This is a genomic window from Penaeicola halotolerans (genome assembly GCF_016464625.1).
GTDB lineage: Bacteria > Bacteroidota > Bacteroidia > Cytophagales > Cyclobacteriaceae > Penaeicola > Penaeicola halotolerans.
In genome coordinates this window covers 567,501-583,803 of the sequence record NZ_JAEAGO010000003.1, presented here as the reverse complement: position 1 = coordinate 583,803, position 16,303 = coordinate 567,501, and the positions used below count along the sequence as shown (strand labels likewise).

The window sequence follows — 16,303 nt, the reverse complement described above, 5'->3', positions numbered from 1 at the left end:
AATCAAGCGGTCGTCTTTTGGCTTTTTCGATGTTTTAGGTAAGAAGCAGCATAAGCCAAGAACAAAACGAACAAACAAACCTGCATGCTCGTCTCGAAGCTAGGCCTACTGAAAGTTTTTACCGTGAAAGCATCTTCGGCTAGGTAGCTCCCTAAGAAAACAACACATATAGCCGACACGATGAATGAGAAGGTGTTGTAAGTAAAGGATAGTTGCATAGGTCTCTTCAAATACAAATCTCTATTCCGAAATAGGCGTGACGCTTAGCTTTTTAAAGGTCATGATGTCTTCTTCCCCATTTTCAATTGCGAAGTAAAGACCATCCTTAGCAAGAAAAGATACGATAAAGTCTAGCTTCGTTTCATTATAGTCGAATAATTTTTCTTCCAACACTTTGAAGTTTTCATCTAGTACTTGAACAGAAAATGGTCTAGAGGCGGGATTTTTTTTTTCACCTTGACTATTGAGTAGCTCTTGGGCTGGAACATAAAATCTGTAGTATATATTTAACTCTGGGTGTGCAATAATACCATTGTAATGTCCTTCCGTGATCCAAGAATCAGAAGAGTTATTGATTTCTTCTTGAGTAAATTTTGATGGTTTACTCATGTACTGAGAAGGGGCTTCAATGAAAGTATTTTGATCTATGTTATTAACGTGAAGCGCAGGGTCACTTCTAAATGAGCTAATAACCTGTGAGGTACCTGCTAAACCAAAGCCAAATTCTAATCTTTGTGAATTAAGGAAATAAGTATCATTCATCTCTTGGTAGCTAGCAGGAAACTCACCTACTAGCTTGACTTCACTAAGTTCATTTAGATCCAAAATAGCTAGATAGGGTGATTGGTAAAACTCTTTATCAAAATAAGTGTGATTATCCTTTTGCACTCTGAAAAGTAATTGACCATTTTTGATGATAGGCTTTAAGTTTTCATAGCCTACTATATATGGCTCTGGTAAGTAGGTACTTAAATCAATCTTACTAGTCACACTTTTGTTCTTCATGTTAAATATCATTAGATGCTTATTTGAATCAAAAAATATTACAGAGTCTCTATTGATTGCATAAACAGTACTAGTGAAAAAGCCTTCTTTTAAAAAAATATCCCTCATGGGTACGCTTTCTACAAACTGCTTTTTTTTCCAATCAAACAAATCTAAAGTTACACCAGACTTTGAGTTACTATATGTAACAAGGTACTGCTCATCCTCTATTAAAAAGTAATTAGAGTAACTTCCCAAAGCCTCAGACACATCGATGTTGATTTCGTCTGAGAGGGATATCTCTACCTGGCGTGAGACAGGGTTTTCACTTTTTTCTCCACAAGAAAAAAGGAGGAGGGCGAGTATGAAAAATACAGGGTATTTCATTTTATGTTTCTTTGTTAAGTGCTTATGACTATAAATAACAAAGAAAAAATTATAAATAACAAGTAAAACGAGAGCGATTATCTGCGCTTTTGCTGACGGCATTTGTCAGAGCAGTATTTGACCTCATCCCATACTTTTTCCCACTTTTTGCGCCAAGTAAATGGTCGCCCGCAGGTAGCACAGATTTTTTCAGGTAAGTGTTGTTTTTTGACGCCTTTCATGGTTGTCTATTGGCTACAGTATGTTTGGCTAGGATGCGTTTAGCATCTTTCTTTACCGCACTGGCTTTTTGGGCTTGCCAGATGTGTACTCTGGCGTATCTTCCTGCGGCTTCTATGTCGATGATGGGCTTTGGGTAGTCCTTTCCCAGCGTAAACCCGATTAGCTGTTGCTCTAAGTCAGTCATCCGCCAAGGCTCATGGAGGTATTCTATTGGCAGGTTTTTGAGTTCGGGCACCCATTGATGGATGAATTTCCCCTCGGGATCATGGTCTTGAGACTGCTTCACAGGATTATAGATACGGACCGTATTGATGCCTGTGACACCTGCCTGCATCTGAAACTGCGGATAGTGTATGCCAGGCTCGAAGTCTAAAAATTGCTGTGCTAAGTGAATGGACCCTTTCTTCCAATGTAGCCATAGGTGATGCGTCAAAAAAGAAACGAGCATGGCGCGCATGCGAAAGTTGAGATAGCCAGTTGCCATCACACAGCGCATACAAGCATCCACTAGCGGCACACCTGTTTGACCATTTTTCCAAGCGAGGAACTTATCCTCATCCCATTCTTGACGGATCTCATCAAAGCCCCTGTTGATATTTTCAAACTCCATGCGCTCTTCCATTTCAAACTTCTGGATGAAATGACAGTGCCAGCGAAGGCGGGACTGGAAGTTGGCGATATTTCTTTTCTGAAAGCCTTCTTGCTTACGCTTCTCACTAGCTTGATACACTTCCCTCATGGAGATATTACCCCAAGCCAAGTAGGGAGATAATCTACTACAGCCTTTTCTACTGAGTAGCGGTTTAGAGATATGCTGATTGTAGTGGGCGACTCGCTCTTGTAAGAAAGAATGTAAGTAACGCCAAGCTTTACTAGAGCCGCCAGATTGCATGCCCTCAGGCATTGGCTCCTTTACTGCTTCGGGTAGTGGAGTGTTCCAGTTCTCTAGCCATTTTTTAGGAAGGGAAAAAGGCTTCAGCGCCTTCAAATCAACTGTAGCAAGTACTTGGCTCATCTGCCCATACCAGTCTCCAGACCAATTTTTTCTATTCTTGCGACCTCTACGTACACCAAACTGTTGGTATTCATACCATGGGATTTGGTGCTTTTTGCAAAAGGCTGATACTGCTTTGTCGCGCTCATAAGTGACGGCTAGTCCAGTCTCCTCGTGGCTGTAAATAGCGGCTAGATCAAAGTCTCGCTCTAGTACAGTCAAAAAAGGCAAAACCTCGGTATATAAAATCTGCACTTGACACTGGTAAGGCGCCAGCTTTTCATTCATCTCTACCAGACTCTGAAAGACGAATCGCCAGTGGCGGATATCATAAGATGGCGCTTCCATCACACTGGGTTCGAAGCAATAGAGCAGGAGTGTAGGTCTGCCCGTAGCGATAGCTGCTGCCAGTGGCTCATGATCGGTGAGTCGTAGGTCTCGCTTGAGCCAAACCAAGTTAAAAGGGAACTTTTGCGCCATACGAGAGACAAACTTTTGTCAAAGAAATTAGTTTGATCGATATGAGTAAAACTAAGATCAAAGACTTAAATCCGGAGCAAATAGACAGAATCATCGAGATGGGTTGGGAAGATCGCACACCGTTTGATGCGATAGAGCAGCAGTTTGGAGTGTCAGAGAAGGATGTGATCAATATCATGCGTAGGGAGATGAAGCCTAGTTCCTTTAGAATGTGGCGCGCTCGTGTGCAGGGTAGAAGTACCAAGCATCAAGCTATGCGAAGAGAAGACATCGATCGTTTCAGATGCACTAGGCAACGTAGTATCAGTGGCAATAAAGTGTCTAAGCGCTAAAAGCTCCTTTTTGCAAAACCAATTATACCTGATATAGACCAAATGGCCGTTATATTTTCGATAAAGAAGATGAAGCGGTCATTTTCTTTTTTTATTTTCTTATTTTCGCCCGAGCAATATTCTGATTATGATGTCAAATTTCAAGAAAATCAACGACCTGACAGGTTGGGTCATTTTTATTTTAGCTTCTTTAGTGTACATCCTCACGGTCGAGCCAACGGCTAGTTTTTGGGATCCAGGAGAGTTTATCGCTGTAGCGTATAAGTTGCAAGTGCCTCACCCTCCAGGAGCGCCATTCTTTCTTTTAGTTTATCGCTTTTTCTCATTTTTCGCCTTTGGTGATACAGCCAATGTAGCCTACGCGATGAATATAGGAAGTGCGCTACTTTCTGGTTTTACCATCCTATTCTTGTTCTGGACGATCACGCTGATCGCTAGAAAGATGCTCGGAATCGTACCTGGAGAGGAAAAAGATACAGATATTCTCAAAGTAATGGCTGCGGGTGTCATCGGTTCGCTAGTCTACACATTCTCAGATTCTTTCTGGTTTTCAGCAGTGGAGACAGAAGTATACGCGATGTCTTCCTTCTTTACGGCTATTGTGATATGGGCTTTTTTCAAGTGGGATACTATCAAAGATCCTCAGCAGGAAAACAAGTGGCTAATCTTCATTGCTTATTTGGTGGGTTTATCTATTGGAGTTCACTTGCTCAACTTAGTGACGTTGCCTGCTTTGGCATTGATTTACTATTTCAAAAAGTATCAACCTACTGCTAAAGGAATCGCTATGGCAGTACTTTCTGGAGGAGTAGCTTTGATCATCATCAATAACATCATCATCCCTGGACTGCCAAGCATGGCAGGAAAGCTTGAGATCTTCATGGTCAATTCTATCGGCCTTCCTTTTGGATCTGGGGTATTGCTCTTTACAGCCTTATTTGTAGGGTCGCTAGTATACGGAGTCTTTTATTCTATCAAGAAGCAAAAAGTAATGCTCAATACAGCCTTGTTGTGTTTGACGTTCATTTTGATAGGTTATGCTTCTTATGCCATGATCGTGGTTCGCTCCAATGCCAACCCTCCAATCGATGAAAACGATCCTCAAAACGTACTCAGTTTCGTCTCTTATCTAAAGCGTGAGCAATATGGCTATCGTCCACTGATGTATGGTCAGTACTTTACTGCTAAGCTAGTTGATCAAAAGCAAGGCGCACCGATCTACTACAAAGGCAAAGAGAAATATGAGATAGTAGATTATGATCTGATCAATGAATTTGACCCTAATCAGCAAACGATATTACCGAGAATTTATAGTACCAATGCAAGGCATCAGCAAATCTACAGAAGTAAACTGGGCTTAAGAGAAGGGCAAAAGCCAACTTTCGCAGATAATATTTCTTTCATGTTTACCCATCAGATGGGGCATATGTATTGGAGGTACTTCATGTGGAATTTTGCAGGGCGCGAAAGTGATATCCAAGATGCTACTTGGCTCACACCAATGGACGCCTTCAAGGAGTTGCCTGAGACGATCGCAAGGAATAAAGGACGCAACAACTACCTGATGCTACCATTTATCCTTGGCTTGCTAGGGATGTTGATTCATTATAAAAAGGACTTGAAAACCTTTTGGGTAGTCATGGGGCTATTCCTCATGATGGGTTTGGTGCTGGTCGCCTATCTCAATTCCCCACCAGTAGAGCCTCGAGAGCGTGATTACATTTATGTTGGTTCATTTTATGCCTATGCGATTTGGATAGGTTTAGGTGTCTTGGCACTGGCAGCAGGTCTTCAACGATTGCTCAAGAGTAGCAAGACTGCGGCATTAGCCGCTGGGCTTTTGACTTTGCCTATTCCGCTGCTTATGGCCGCTGAAAACTGGGATGATCATGATCGTACAGATAGATACTTCTCTATCGATTCGGCTAGAAATTTCCTAGCTGGATTAGCCCCTAATGCGATTCTTTTCACGGGAGGGGACAATGATACTTTCCCTCTTTGGTATGTTCAAGAGGTAGAAGGCTTCCGTACAGATGTGCGTGTCATCGTCTTGAGCTACTTCGATACAGACTGGTACATCGATCAGCTTCAGTTGAAGATGAACGACTCTGAACCACTCCCGATCACACTTGATGAGTCTGACTATCGCAGAGGAACTAATGACCTGCTCTACATGGTAGAGCGTCTACCGAGCATCGATGCTGGACTCTATATCAATGCACTGAAGCAAAAGAGTAAAGCACTCCAACTACAAAGTCAGTCATCTAGCGTGCTCAATATGATCCCTTCTAAGATGGTGACCGTGGAGGTAGATACTGCACTCGTGAAAGAGAAGGGACTCATCCCTGAGAAACTACAGCAGTTTGCGACTAGTCAGCTACAAATAGCGGTCAAAGGTGAGTACATCACTAAAGGAAGCATGGTCTTACTAGATCTCTTGGCTAATAATAACTGGGAGCGTCCGATCTATCTTAACAATACCTCTGTGGAGACACTTGATCTAGAACTCAAGCCACACGTAGTGATGGAAGGTAATGTGTATCGACTATTGCCTATCAGAAAACCTACTCAACTGGAGGAATTGGTAGATACTGAAAAGTCGTATGATCTGGTGATGAACCAGTTTAGATTTACGGAAGTGGACAATCCAAATGTGTACTTGAGTGAAGACTATCGCAACTTCTTATCTAATCATAGAAGTACTTTCAACTCTGTAGCGATCGCTTTGATCAATGAGGATAACTATGAGCAAGCGAAAGAGGTGATGTATAAGAGTCTAGAAGTGATGCCTGACAAGAGTGTCTTATATGACTTCTCTACAGCACAGTCTATCCCGATACTCTTTGAGTTGGGAGAGGATGAGCTAGCCATAGAGATCACAGATACGATGTCTTCTAGAGCGATTTCTCTGCTCAACTACTACATTAGAGAGGATAAAGAATTTGATAGAGAGGCTTATCTAAGCTTACAGATGCTTTCCATTTTTGGCCCGATGCTCAATGAAGAGGGCTATAGAGAGAAGGCCATCCTGATCCAGCAGTCACTCGAGCAGCTATACAAACGACAAGAAGCGAAACTGATCAGTCCGAAATCAGATATCGAGCAACGCTAATAAAAAAGGGTCTGGATTTAATCCAGACCCTTTTTTACGTGTTTATTTTTTAATCTCGGATAAGATATGAGCCATGTCATAGACGAAGAACTCGATCTTTGTTATTTCTTGTGCAAAATATAAAACAAATCAAGCGCTTTTTCTGGGCTGTCTGTTACGAGAAAGTCCTCATGGGTGATATCACTCACGAGTTGGCCATTCCCTTTTTGTAGGGCGTTTCTATTCATGCGATTGAGTAGGTCGTAAGGGATTCTGAGCATCCAAGCAGGCAATCTATACTGTAAATTGAGGATGTCAAACCTCGTGAATTTCTTCACAGAAGCACGATTTTCTTCATGATATTGCCAGACTTTTTCATTGCCCGTGATGCCCTTTGCTTCTACTTCATCGAAAATGCTCTCACAAAGTGCTTGAAGCTCCTCCGCTCTATATTCTCTGATATGCCAAGGATTTCTGCTGAGAGACTGTAGGATATTGGGAGTAGAGATGAGTGCTGTGCCTCCTGGCTTGAGTACGCGATAGATTTCTTCTAAAAAGAAGCGGTCGTTTTGGATATGTTCGATGACTTGGAAACTCACCACTACGTCATAAGTATCACTCGCTAAACCACCGAAAGGAGGGATAAAAGACTGCTTAAATGTTCCTTGAGGATATTTGACAGTTAGTCGATCGATCACTTCTTGGATTTTGTCTATGCCAGTGAGTTGATCAGCCTTCTCTAGTAGCAGCTCTACACCACGACCCTCTCCACAGCCTACTTCTAAGATATTGCCCTGTACATAAGGGAGTGCGGCAAAATAGGCTTTGAGTAGTCTTTGGTGAATGGGATTATCTGAGATGATTTGATCAGAAGCGATTTCTGTAGTGAAGGTAGCCATGTCAATTTTTGATTTGTCGCAAAATTAGGAGAAATAATCATTTAGGAATTATTTCCCTTGTATTATTAACATTCTTTGGCATTTCGCAGTATATTTTAGGGTAGCTTTGATAGCTGCACATTTGAATCATAGCAAGATAAATGTCATGAAAAAGTCCCTCTTACTACTTTTCTGTTCTTTTATATGCCTTTCTCCTTTGTTAGCGCAGCAATTGAGTCCCAATGACATATCTGCTAAGTACAATGCCTTCTCTCCTGTCAAAGTCAAGTCTAAAATCTATGAAACGGACTCAGCCTACCTCTGGTGGATCAATTTCAGAATAGCGGATCCTAGAATGACTCCTGAAGATTTCGATTTCAGCTATATCCCGATGAAAGACAGCTCGGATATTGAAGACTATTGGGAGATGAGAATGATTGATTTTGACTCCGTATTGAGCTTTAGAAATGACCTATGGGCTAAAATTATCATAGAAAAGCCTACTGATTATAGTGTGTTGAGATTGATGGTAGATGAACACACGGGAAACTCTCGAGATATCAGAGAGATCTCTTTAGACGACTCCTTGGCAGTAGAAAAAATCATCAGTTTGGATAAGCCGATCAGTGTGGCTAATCTTTTTCAACCTATCGTATCGAGTGCAGATATTCAGTTTTTTGCAACAGAAAAGAAGCCCTTGATGAACGAATATGTGGCTTCTGGAGAAGAAATCATAGTGAAATCCTCGCTTGACACACTTTATTACTATTATTATCCTGATGATTTCACGCCTGCAGATCCACCTATGGCTCTGAGGCAGACACAAGTAAGCAAAGAACTCAGTGCCTTGCCTGCTAAGATGCATCTGGCTAACACGAGTTTTGTACCAGTGGAAAAAGGAATGTACTTTTTTCAGACGGATACCTTAGCTACCGAAGGAGTGTCGGTAAGAGTCGGAGATGCTGCCTTTCCAGGCTTGACTGATTGGTCTGACATGATTGGTCCGCTGATTTACATGAGCACGAGGCCTGAGTACAATAAGCTGAGTAATGCCCCAAATCCCAAGCAAGCACTAGATGAATATTGGCTCACGGTGGCTAAATCGCAAGAACTTGCCAAACAGATCATTAATGATTTTTTTGGTAATGTCCTACTCGCTAATCAGTATTTTACGCACTTCAAAGAAGGTTGGAAAACAGACATGGGAATGGTCTATATCATCATGGGTCCACCTGATGAAGTGTTTTATGAAGCAGACAAAGAGATTTGGAATTATCTAGAGAGCGGTTCAAATCCAAAAATTAGCTTTACCTTTGTGCGCATTAACAACATATTTACACCAAACTACTTCGTATTAGAGCGAAAAAAGGAATACGAGCAGTTTTGGTACAGAAAAATCACCTTATGGAGAAGCGGCAGACAGGATTTTTAATAGATAAAAAAGACGGACAAAAAGACTTTATTTTTGGCTCTAGAGCGATCATCGAAGCGATAGTAGCAGATCAAGAGATAGATAAGATTTTGATTCAAAAGGATTTGCAAAATGATCTCATCAAAGAGGTGCAAGTAGCTGCTAAGTCAAAGCGTATATTGGTCGTCAAGGTCCCTGCGGAGAAACTCAATAAGGTTACCAAAAAGAATCATCAAGGAGTGATTGCGTACATGTCTGCGATCAATTATGCATCGCTAGACAATGTCATTCAAGACTGCTATCAGCGAGGCAAAGATCCACTTTTGTTGATCTTAGACCGTGTCACAGATGTACGCAACTTCGGAGCGATCGTCAGAACAGCCGAGTGTGCTGGTGCTGATGCGATCATCATTCCTGAGAAGGGTTCCGCTCAGATCAATTCTGATGCGGTGAAGACTTCTGCTGGCGCACTAAATCACTTACCAATCTGCCGTGTGAAAACCCTAGCGCAGACGGTGAGCTACCTGCAAAACAATGGAATCAGGACGGTAGCCTGTACAGAGAAATCGGACAAGGATATGTACTTTGCTGATCTGACTGGCCCGCTCGCGATCATCATGGGTTCTGAGGAAGATGGTATATCTCCAGACTTGCTGAGCATGTCTGATCTTCGTGTGAGGATCCCACTCCAAGGCAAGATTGCTTCACTCAATGTGTCAGTTTCTGCAGCGGTGATCGTCTATGAAGCTGTTAGGCAGCGATTTGTCTGATCACTTGTACACGATGGCATAAAATGCCAGCCAAAGGAAAAAGACTAATACGTAGGAAGAAAATACGATAGCATAAGCGGTGTCAAGCCGCTTTTTTGCTGTCCAGTGGAGTCCATAGATCAAAGCAAACCAGTAGACTATTTCAAAGACATTGAGTCGCTTGAGTACATAGTGATAGCGGGGATCCACAAGTTCGTAATTGACGAGATTCATCAGTGATAGTGGATAGAAAGCCTTAATGTCCCAGTAGCTCGGATCGCTAGGAATCAGGATATAATAAAGTGTCGTAAGTAACTCAGGGATGAAAAACACAGACTCTGCGATCATGACGATCTGCCAACATTTGGTGTAAGTCACTTTGTAGCCAAACATAAAGCTGCCTACCCAGATGATAAAAGCTAGAATGGTAAATTTCCACAGATAGACTAATGGAATGCTAAGATACTCTAAGGCATTGAGCAGTTTGAAAAGCCCCATCTCACCGCGCATTTCCAACATTTCGAAGGCTGCGATTTCACTTTCCACAAGTGTTTTTTTCATAAAAAGCAGCAAGAAACTGATAAGGCAAAAGAAGATAAAGAACAATCGCTTGTCGAAATCCAAGTATTGTCGGATATGGTTTTGTAATTTTGCTTCGTTGTCCTGCATGAGGCTAATTTTGGAACTAAATTTGCCAATAAATTATTGGATTCCAACAGGCCGTTTCTAAAATTAAGATTTATGTCATTACCAAAGCTGCTGCTTTCTATACTTTTAGGCTTTTCCTTTATCATCCCACTACAGGCGCAAAATAGACCCACTGAGGTAGATAGCATTTCACCCTATCTGCTCATGAACAGGCGTTTGCAGTTTGAGATCACTGATGCTGTTAACCACCTATATAATTTCAATTTTCAAGCAGCTGAGCGAGAGTTTACCTACATGAAGTACCGATATCCGGATCATCCATTGCCAGAGTTTTTACTAGGACTGAGTCAGTGGTGGAGGATAGTGCCTAACATAGAGGAGAAGCGCTATGATAAAGCTTTCTTTGATTATATGGATCGTACGATAGACAAAGCTAAAGACCTATTAGATGAAGATCCTACTAATAGAGAAGCTTCATTTTTCTTAGCGGGCGCCTATGGATTTAAAGGTAGACTGAATGCGGAGCGTAAAAATTGGACAGCTGCTACATTTGCTGGGAGAAATGCGCTTAAATATTTAGAGTTGAGTAAAGGAGAGGAAGATTTGAGTCCAGAGCTTCTGCTCGGAGATGCACTTTTCAATTATTTCTCTGTATGGATCAAAGAGAATTACACGCTGCTGAGGCCTGTATTGGCACTTTTTCCAGATGGAGACAAGGCACTAGGCCTCAAACAACTCAGAGAAGTGGCTAACAATGCTTTTTATGCGAGAATCGAAGCGCAATACTTTTTGATGCGTATCCTTTCGCTTGAAAATGGCCCCGGTCATACAGCTGAGGCATTGAGGATCACGGAGAGTTTGCATAATAATTTTCCCAACAATCCATACTTCCATAGATACTATGCCAGGACGCTCTATGCGAGTGGTTTCACAAGTGCTGCTGCAAAAGAATCTATTGAAATCTTAAACAAAATCGATAGTAGCTACGTTGGCTATGAAGCTACTTCTGGTCGATATGCCGCCTTCTTTGCGGGGCAGTATCATGAGCGAATGGGAGAGATCTCAGAGGCCAAGCAGTACTACAAGCGAGCAGTTTCATTCGGAGAAGAGATAGAAGCAGAAGAATCAGGATATTACTTATATTCTTTGCTAGGTTTGGGTAAAATAGCCCTGAAAGAAAATAATAAACGGGAAGCGAAGCAATATTTCAATACGATCAAGAAATATGCGAAACGCAAGCATCCAGCACATGAGGAGGCTAGGAATTTCATCAAAAAGAACAAGCTATAATTGTGGCTTTGGTATGAAATATAAACCGCTCATACAATACATATTTTAAAGATGCGTTATTTTTGCAGTAATGTTTGAAATAAACGCTAAATGATTTAACTTTGTCCAAAATAATATTCCGCACATATCTTTTTAAATTATGAGCAACTTAAACGTGAAACTAGACAAGATAGACCGTAAAATATTAGATATTTTACAAGCCAATGCTAAGATTACTAATGCACAACTTTCTAAAGACATTGGACTCTCTCCAGCGCCTACTTTGGAGCGTGTAAAAAAGCTTGAAAATGCTGGAATTATCAAAAGCTACCATGCCAAATTAGATACTGAAAAAATCGGATTGGGCGTAAGTACATTCGTTTTGGTAACACTCATCGGGCACAACAAAACGAACATTGATGCATTCATCAAAGAGATCGAGAATATCAATGAGATCATTGAGTGTCATCACATCACAGGTACAGGTGATTTTATCCTTAAGATCATCGCTAAAGATATCTCAGCTTATCAGAAGTTGATGCTTGAGCGCGTGAGTGAGATCAAAGAAGTGGATAGCATGCAGTCTATGGTGATCCTTTCTACCTTTAAGGATAGCAAAGTGATGCCGATTCCTATGTAATCAATCCCTCAAAAGAGTTGAAGATCCTGCCTGTAAAGCAGGATTTTTTTGTTTCTAGGGATTTAATTCCGCATTTAGCCTGATTATTTTTTGAGAGTGGCAGGATATAGCGTAATTTCAAGTGATTAATTAAAACCTATGCAGTCTAATAAAACACGCATACTAGATCAAAGGCAGATCAGTCGAAAAGTCACTCGGATGGCCTATGAGATCTATGAGCACAATGCTACTGAGGGTACTATTTGGCTGGCAGGCATTGACAAGATGGGGTACCGACTCGCAGAGATGCTTCAAGCACAGCTAAGAATTATCTCTCCTCTCCAAGTAGAACTGATCAAACTCAAGCTAGATAAGCAAGCCGTGACACAGCCAGAAGTGTCACTAGATCCTAAGGTAGCGCTAGAAGGCAAGGCTGTCATCGTGGTTGATGATGTGCTCAACACGGGAAAAACATTACTCTTTGCACTTTTTCCTTTTATGCAAGCAGGAGTATCCAAATTGGAAACAGCTGTCTTGGTCAATCGCAGTCACAAGCAGTTTCCAGTAGAAGCAGACTATACAGGCTATGAGTTGGCTACGACACTAAGTGATCACATAGAAGTAGATTTGACAGGTGATGAGTTTGTCGCCTATTTACACTAAATACACAAAACATGTCCATTCATAAATCATCTGATCTTAAGCGCGTCACCACCCATCAACTACAAGAGTTGAAAAATCGTGGGGAGAAAATCTCTATGTTGACAGCCTATGACTTTTCGATGGCGGGGATCATAGATGCAGCTGGTGTTGATATCATCTTGGTAGGGGATTCAGCCTCCAATGTCATGGCGGGTCATGAGACCACACTACCGATCACATTAGATCAGATGATCTATCATGCTAGCTCCGTAGTGCGCGCTGTTAATCGTGCACTAGTGGTAGTAGATATTCCATTTGGATCCTATCAAGGCAATAGCTCAGAGGCGCTCAGATCTGCAATTAGGATCATGAAGGAGTCAGGAGCACATGCTGTCAAGGTAGAGGGAGGCGCTGAGATTAAAGAGTCAGTGCTTAGAATCCTCAGTGCAGGAGTGCCTGTGATGGGTCACTTGGGGCTTACGCCACAGTCTATTTATAAGTTTGGCACCTATACTGTCAGGGCCAAAGAAGATGCTGAAGCAGAAAAACTCATTGAAGATGCGATTTTGCTGGAGTCTTGTGGGTGTTTTGCCATTGTATTGGAAAAGATTCCTGCCAAACTAGCTAAGAAGGTAGCTGAAACAGTTAATATCCCAGTCATTGGAATAGGGGCAGGGCAAGATGTAGATGGACAAGTTCTCGTGATGCATGATATGCTGGGTATCACGCATGAGTTCAAGCCGAGATTTTTACGACAATATGCTGATTTGAGGACTACTATCTTAGATGCAGTAGGGCGCTACGTTCATGATGTGAAAGCCAAAGATTTTCCCAATAGTAAAGAGAGCTACTAAAAAATGGACTGTTTCGGCAGTCTTTTTTATGCATTTCTGAAATCATCTGAAGCATTTTATAGTTTTGAACAAGGCCATAGGTGAATTCCTTGTTACTGTCCTGCTCTTTTTTATACTGAAAAAGGAGTTGTAAAGGGAAATCATTATCTTCGTGGCCGAAAAAAGTCATATATTTTACAGATTTATAAATCAATAGATAGCATGAGCGAACAAAAAATAAGCATTCAAAATGGTAAATTAAATGTGCCAGATCAGCCCGTAATTCCATTTATCGAGGGTGATGGTACTGGAATAGATATTTGGCCAGCTTCTAAGCTTGTCCTAGATGCCGCTGTAGAGAAAGCCTATAAAGGCAAGCGTAAGATACAGTGGAAAGAAGTATTGGCAGGTGAGAAGGCCTTCAACCAGACAGGCAATTGGATGCCAGCTGAGACTTTGGATGCATTCAGAGAATATTTGGTAGGTATCAAAGGACCATTGACTACTCCTGTAGGTGGAGGTATCCGTTCGCTCAATGTAGCTCTTCGTCAAGAGTTAGATCTATATGCTTGTGTCCGTCCTGTTAGATGGTTTACAGGTGTGCCTTCTCCTGTGAAGCAGCCGGAACTTTGCGACATGGTGATCTTCCGGGAAAATACAGAGGATATATATGCTGGTATCGAGTTTCAAGCAGGAACGGAAGAGAATAAGAAGTTTGCTGAGTTGGTAAAAACTAACTTCCCTGATAAATTTAAAAAAGTAAGATTCCCTAATACTGCTGGATATGGCATCAAGCCAGTATCTCAAGAGGGAACTGAGCGTCTAGTAAAAGCAGCGATTGATTATGCCTTTGCTCAGAAGAAAGACTCTGTGACTTTGGTACACAAAGGTAATATAATGAAGTTCACAGAAGGTGCTTTCAGAGACTGGGGTTATGAATTGGCTAAAAAGTCATACGGAGCAACAGATCTAGATGGAGGACCATGGCAAGTGATCGAGAAGGATGGACACAAGGTCATCATCAAAGATGTGATCGCTGATGCCTTCTTGCAACAGATATTGCTGAGACCAGCTGAGTACTCTGTGATCGCTACACTCAATCTCAATGGTGACTATGTGTCTGATGCACTAGCGGCTATCGTAGGTGGTATCGGTATTGCTCCAGGTGCGAATATCAATTATATCTCCGGTCACGCTATCTTCGAAGCTACTCACGGTACTGCGCCTAAGTATGCAGGTCAGGATAAGGTAAACCCTGGTTCTGTAATTCTGTCTGGTGTGATGATGCTTGAGTATATGGGTTGGCAAGAAGCAGCTGATTTGATTGTCAAAGGACTAGAGAAATCAATCGAGGCTAAAAAAGTGACTTATGACTTTGAGCGTTTGATGACAGGAGCTACACTGCTTAAGTGTTCTGAGTTTGGTCAAGAGATCGTCAAAAATATGTAATCAGTTTAGTCTGAATATAATGAACCCTGATGCTTCTGCGTCAGGGTTTTTTTGTGCATTTTGAACTAATGCGAATAGCTTTCGTAATTCAATCAAACAATCTTGTTTTTCATGAAGCGACTTTTACTTTTTCACTTCCTATTTATTTGCTTTTCGTATAGCTCAATAGCGCAAGAGACTATACTCAAGGGTAAAGTAGTTGATGCTAAGTCTGCTGAGCCCTTAGCTTTCGCGTCAGTGTTTTTAAACAATACAACTATAGGTACTGTCACTTCTGAGGATGGTACTTTTTCGCTCAGCATTCCAAGCGGTCAGCATGAGATCATCACAAGTTTCATGGGATATGAGCCTTTAAGCTTCCAGATAGATACAGAGTCTATTCCTGCTTCATTTTTGATCCAGTTAGTTCCCCTTGAGGTGGAGATGAGTGAGGTAGAAGTCACAGGTACAAGGGATGATGTATGGTATAAAAACTTGGAGACTTTCAAGCTTTTCTTTCTAGGAAGCTCTATGAACGCACAAGCTTGTGAAATCCTCAATCCTGAGGTGCTGATCATCATATACGATGAGCAACAAGCTAAACTGACTGTTCGCGCTAGAGATCAGTTAAAAATCCTTAACCCAAGGTTAGGTTATGAGATCTCTTATAGCTTGGTACGTTTTGAGTATTATCCTAAAGAGGGAACAGTTTTCTTTGGAGGATATCCTTTCTTTAAGTCAATTGGAGGTAATAACAGACAAATAAGAAGAGCGGAGAGGCAGCGGATTATTGCATATAATGGTTCAGTGATGCATTTTATGCGTTCTCTTCAAAAGGGGCTTTTGGAAGAAGAAAAGTTTGCAGTCAGAAGACTGTATCGAAATCCTAATCCTAATAGACCAACTCAAGACACACTTGATATGGCAGGAAAGCGCTATCGGGAGACGCGAGATCCTAGTATCAGAGATTCACTGATGACGCACTATCTCTCCAAAGCTAATCTCCCTAAAATCATCGAGTCGTTGGATAAAAGACCTATCACAGTAGATGAATTAGTAGAGAAAACTCCAGACGGGAAGTACTTCCTTCGTTTTGAAGGATATCATCAAATAGTGTATGCTGGTGAAAAGGAGGAGGCTGCCTTTTTAGGAATGCAGAATAGAATACCTGTTTTTCAAACATCAGTGATGAGTTTGTTAAAAGATCGTGTGGAGATAGATCCGCTTGGAGGTATCGTAGAGCCATTTGATGTACTTTTTGAAGGCTATATGGGGTGGGAAAAAATAGGTGATATGCTGCCTTTAGACTATCAGCTTCCAACACAATGAAGTATAT

The 16,303-nt window shown here is 41.5% G+C and carries 16 protein-coding genes; 10 read left to right on the top strand and 6 right to left on the bottom strand.

The window, feature by feature from the left end; all coding sequences use genetic code 11:
• Positions 1 to 2: 2 nt before the first annotated feature.
• From I5349_RS10135 to I5349_RS10120, 4 genes are all read right to left on the bottom strand, one after another.
• Positions 3 to 218 (bottom strand): hypothetical protein, encoded by a 216-nt coding sequence (locus I5349_RS10135; protein WP_226390645.1) that lies wholly within the window; start codon positions 216 to 218, stop codon positions 3 to 5.
• A gap of 22 nt (positions 219 to 240) precedes the next feature.
• Positions 241 to 1,371, bottom strand: coding sequence for a DUF4221 domain-containing protein (locus I5349_RS10130; protein ID WP_226390644.1), 1,131 nt, complete (start codon positions 1,369 to 1,371; stop codon positions 241 to 243).
• Positions 1,372 to 1,448: 77 nt separating this feature from the next.
• Positions 1,449 to 1,592, bottom strand: a complete 144-nt coding sequence (locus tag I5349_RS10125; protein WP_226390643.1) for a DUF2256 domain-containing protein — start codon at positions 1,590 to 1,592, stop codon at positions 1,449 to 1,451.
• Positions 1,589 to 3,067 carry a cryptochrome/deoxyribodipyrimidine photo-lyase family protein gene (locus I5349_RS10120; RefSeq protein ID WP_226390642.1) on the bottom strand — a complete coding sequence of 493 codons (1,479 nt, stop codon included), beginning with the start codon at positions 3,065 to 3,067 and terminating at the stop codon, positions 1,589 to 1,591. The genes I5349_RS10125 and I5349_RS10120 overlap by 4 nt, the downstream gene beginning before the upstream one ends.
• Positions 3,068 to 3,108: 41 nt before the next feature.
• Between I5349_RS10120 and I5349_RS10115 the strand changes: the two genes are divergently transcribed.
• On the top strand, positions 3,109 to 3,399 hold the full coding sequence (locus tag I5349_RS10115) for a TIGR03643 family protein (protein ID WP_226390641.1): 291 nt from the start codon (positions 3,109 to 3,111) through the stop codon (positions 3,397 to 3,399).
• Positions 3,400 to 3,529: 130 nt separating this feature from the next.
• A complete protein-coding gene (locus I5349_RS10110; protein WP_226390773.1) occupies positions 3,530 to 6,511 on the top strand; it encodes a DUF2723 domain-containing protein in 2,982 nt (993 codons plus the stop codon).
• A gap of 101 nt (positions 6,512 to 6,612) precedes the next feature.
• Here the strand turns inward: I5349_RS10110 and I5349_RS10105 are convergent, their stop codons facing one another.
• A complete protein-coding gene (locus tag I5349_RS10105) occupies positions 6,613 to 7,389 on the bottom strand; it encodes a class I SAM-dependent methyltransferase (protein ID WP_226390640.1) in 777 nt (258 codons plus the stop codon).
• Between the two features lie 145 nt (positions 7,390 to 7,534).
• Here I5349_RS10105 and I5349_RS10100 point away from each other — a divergent pair, with 145 nt between their 5' ends.
• Together I5349_RS10100 and rlmB are read left to right on the top strand one after the other, a co-directional pair.
• Entirely contained in the window at positions 7,535 to 8,800 is a 1,266-nt protein-coding gene (locus tag I5349_RS10100; protein WP_226390639.1) for a GWxTD domain-containing protein, read from the top strand.
• On the top strand, positions 8,773 to 9,549 hold the full coding sequence (gene rlmB, locus I5349_RS10095; RefSeq protein WP_226390638.1) for a 23S rRNA (guanosine(2251)-2'-O)-methyltransferase RlmB: 777 nt from the start codon (positions 8,773 to 8,775) through the stop codon (positions 9,547 to 9,549). Before I5349_RS10100 ends, rlmB begins: the two co-directional genes overlap by 28 nt.
• Here the strand turns inward: rlmB and I5349_RS10090 are convergent, their stop codons facing one another.
• Entirely contained in the window at positions 9,550 to 10,089 is a 540-nt protein-coding gene (locus tag I5349_RS10090) for a sulfate ABC transporter permease (RefSeq protein WP_226390637.1), read from the bottom strand.
• Positions 10,090 to 10,269: 180 nt separating this feature from the next.
• Here I5349_RS10090 and I5349_RS10085 point away from each other — a divergent pair, with 180 nt between their 5' ends.
• The 6 genes from I5349_RS10085 to I5349_RS10060 all read left to right on the top strand — a co-directional run bounded on the left by I5349_RS10085 (position 10,270) and on the right by I5349_RS10060 (position 16,296).
• Positions 10,270 to 11,466 carry a tetratricopeptide repeat protein gene (locus I5349_RS10085; RefSeq protein ID WP_226390636.1) on the top strand — a complete coding sequence of 399 codons (1,197 nt, stop codon included), beginning with the start codon at positions 10,270 to 10,272 and terminating at the stop codon, positions 11,464 to 11,466.
• Positions 11,467 to 11,605: 139 nt separating this feature from the next.
• Positions 11,606 to 12,085, top strand: coding sequence for an Lrp/AsnC family transcriptional regulator (locus tag I5349_RS10080; RefSeq protein WP_262895381.1), 480 nt, complete (start codon positions 11,606 to 11,608; stop codon positions 12,083 to 12,085).
• A 138-nt stretch (positions 12,086 to 12,223) separates the two neighbouring features.
• On the top strand, positions 12,224 to 12,727 hold the full coding sequence (locus I5349_RS10075; RefSeq protein WP_226390635.1) for a phosphoribosyltransferase family protein: 504 nt from the start codon (positions 12,224 to 12,226) through the stop codon (positions 12,725 to 12,727).
• A gap of 11 nt (positions 12,728 to 12,738) precedes the next feature.
• On the top strand, positions 12,739 to 13,560 hold the full coding sequence (gene panB / locus I5349_RS10070) for a 3-methyl-2-oxobutanoate hydroxymethyltransferase (RefSeq protein WP_226390634.1): 822 nt from the start codon (positions 12,739 to 12,741) through the stop codon (positions 13,558 to 13,560).
• A gap of 201 nt (positions 13,561 to 13,761) precedes the next feature.
• A complete protein-coding gene (gene icd / locus I5349_RS10065) occupies positions 13,762 to 14,988 on the top strand; it encodes an NADP-dependent isocitrate dehydrogenase (protein WP_226390633.1) in 1,227 nt (408 codons plus the stop codon).
• Positions 14,989 to 15,099: 111 nt separating this feature from the next.
• Positions 15,100 to 16,296 (top strand): carboxypeptidase-like regulatory domain-containing protein, encoded by a 1,197-nt coding sequence (locus I5349_RS10060; protein WP_226390632.1) that lies wholly within the window; start codon positions 15,100 to 15,102, stop codon positions 16,294 to 16,296.
• Positions 16,297 to 16,303: the final 7 nt, after the last annotated feature.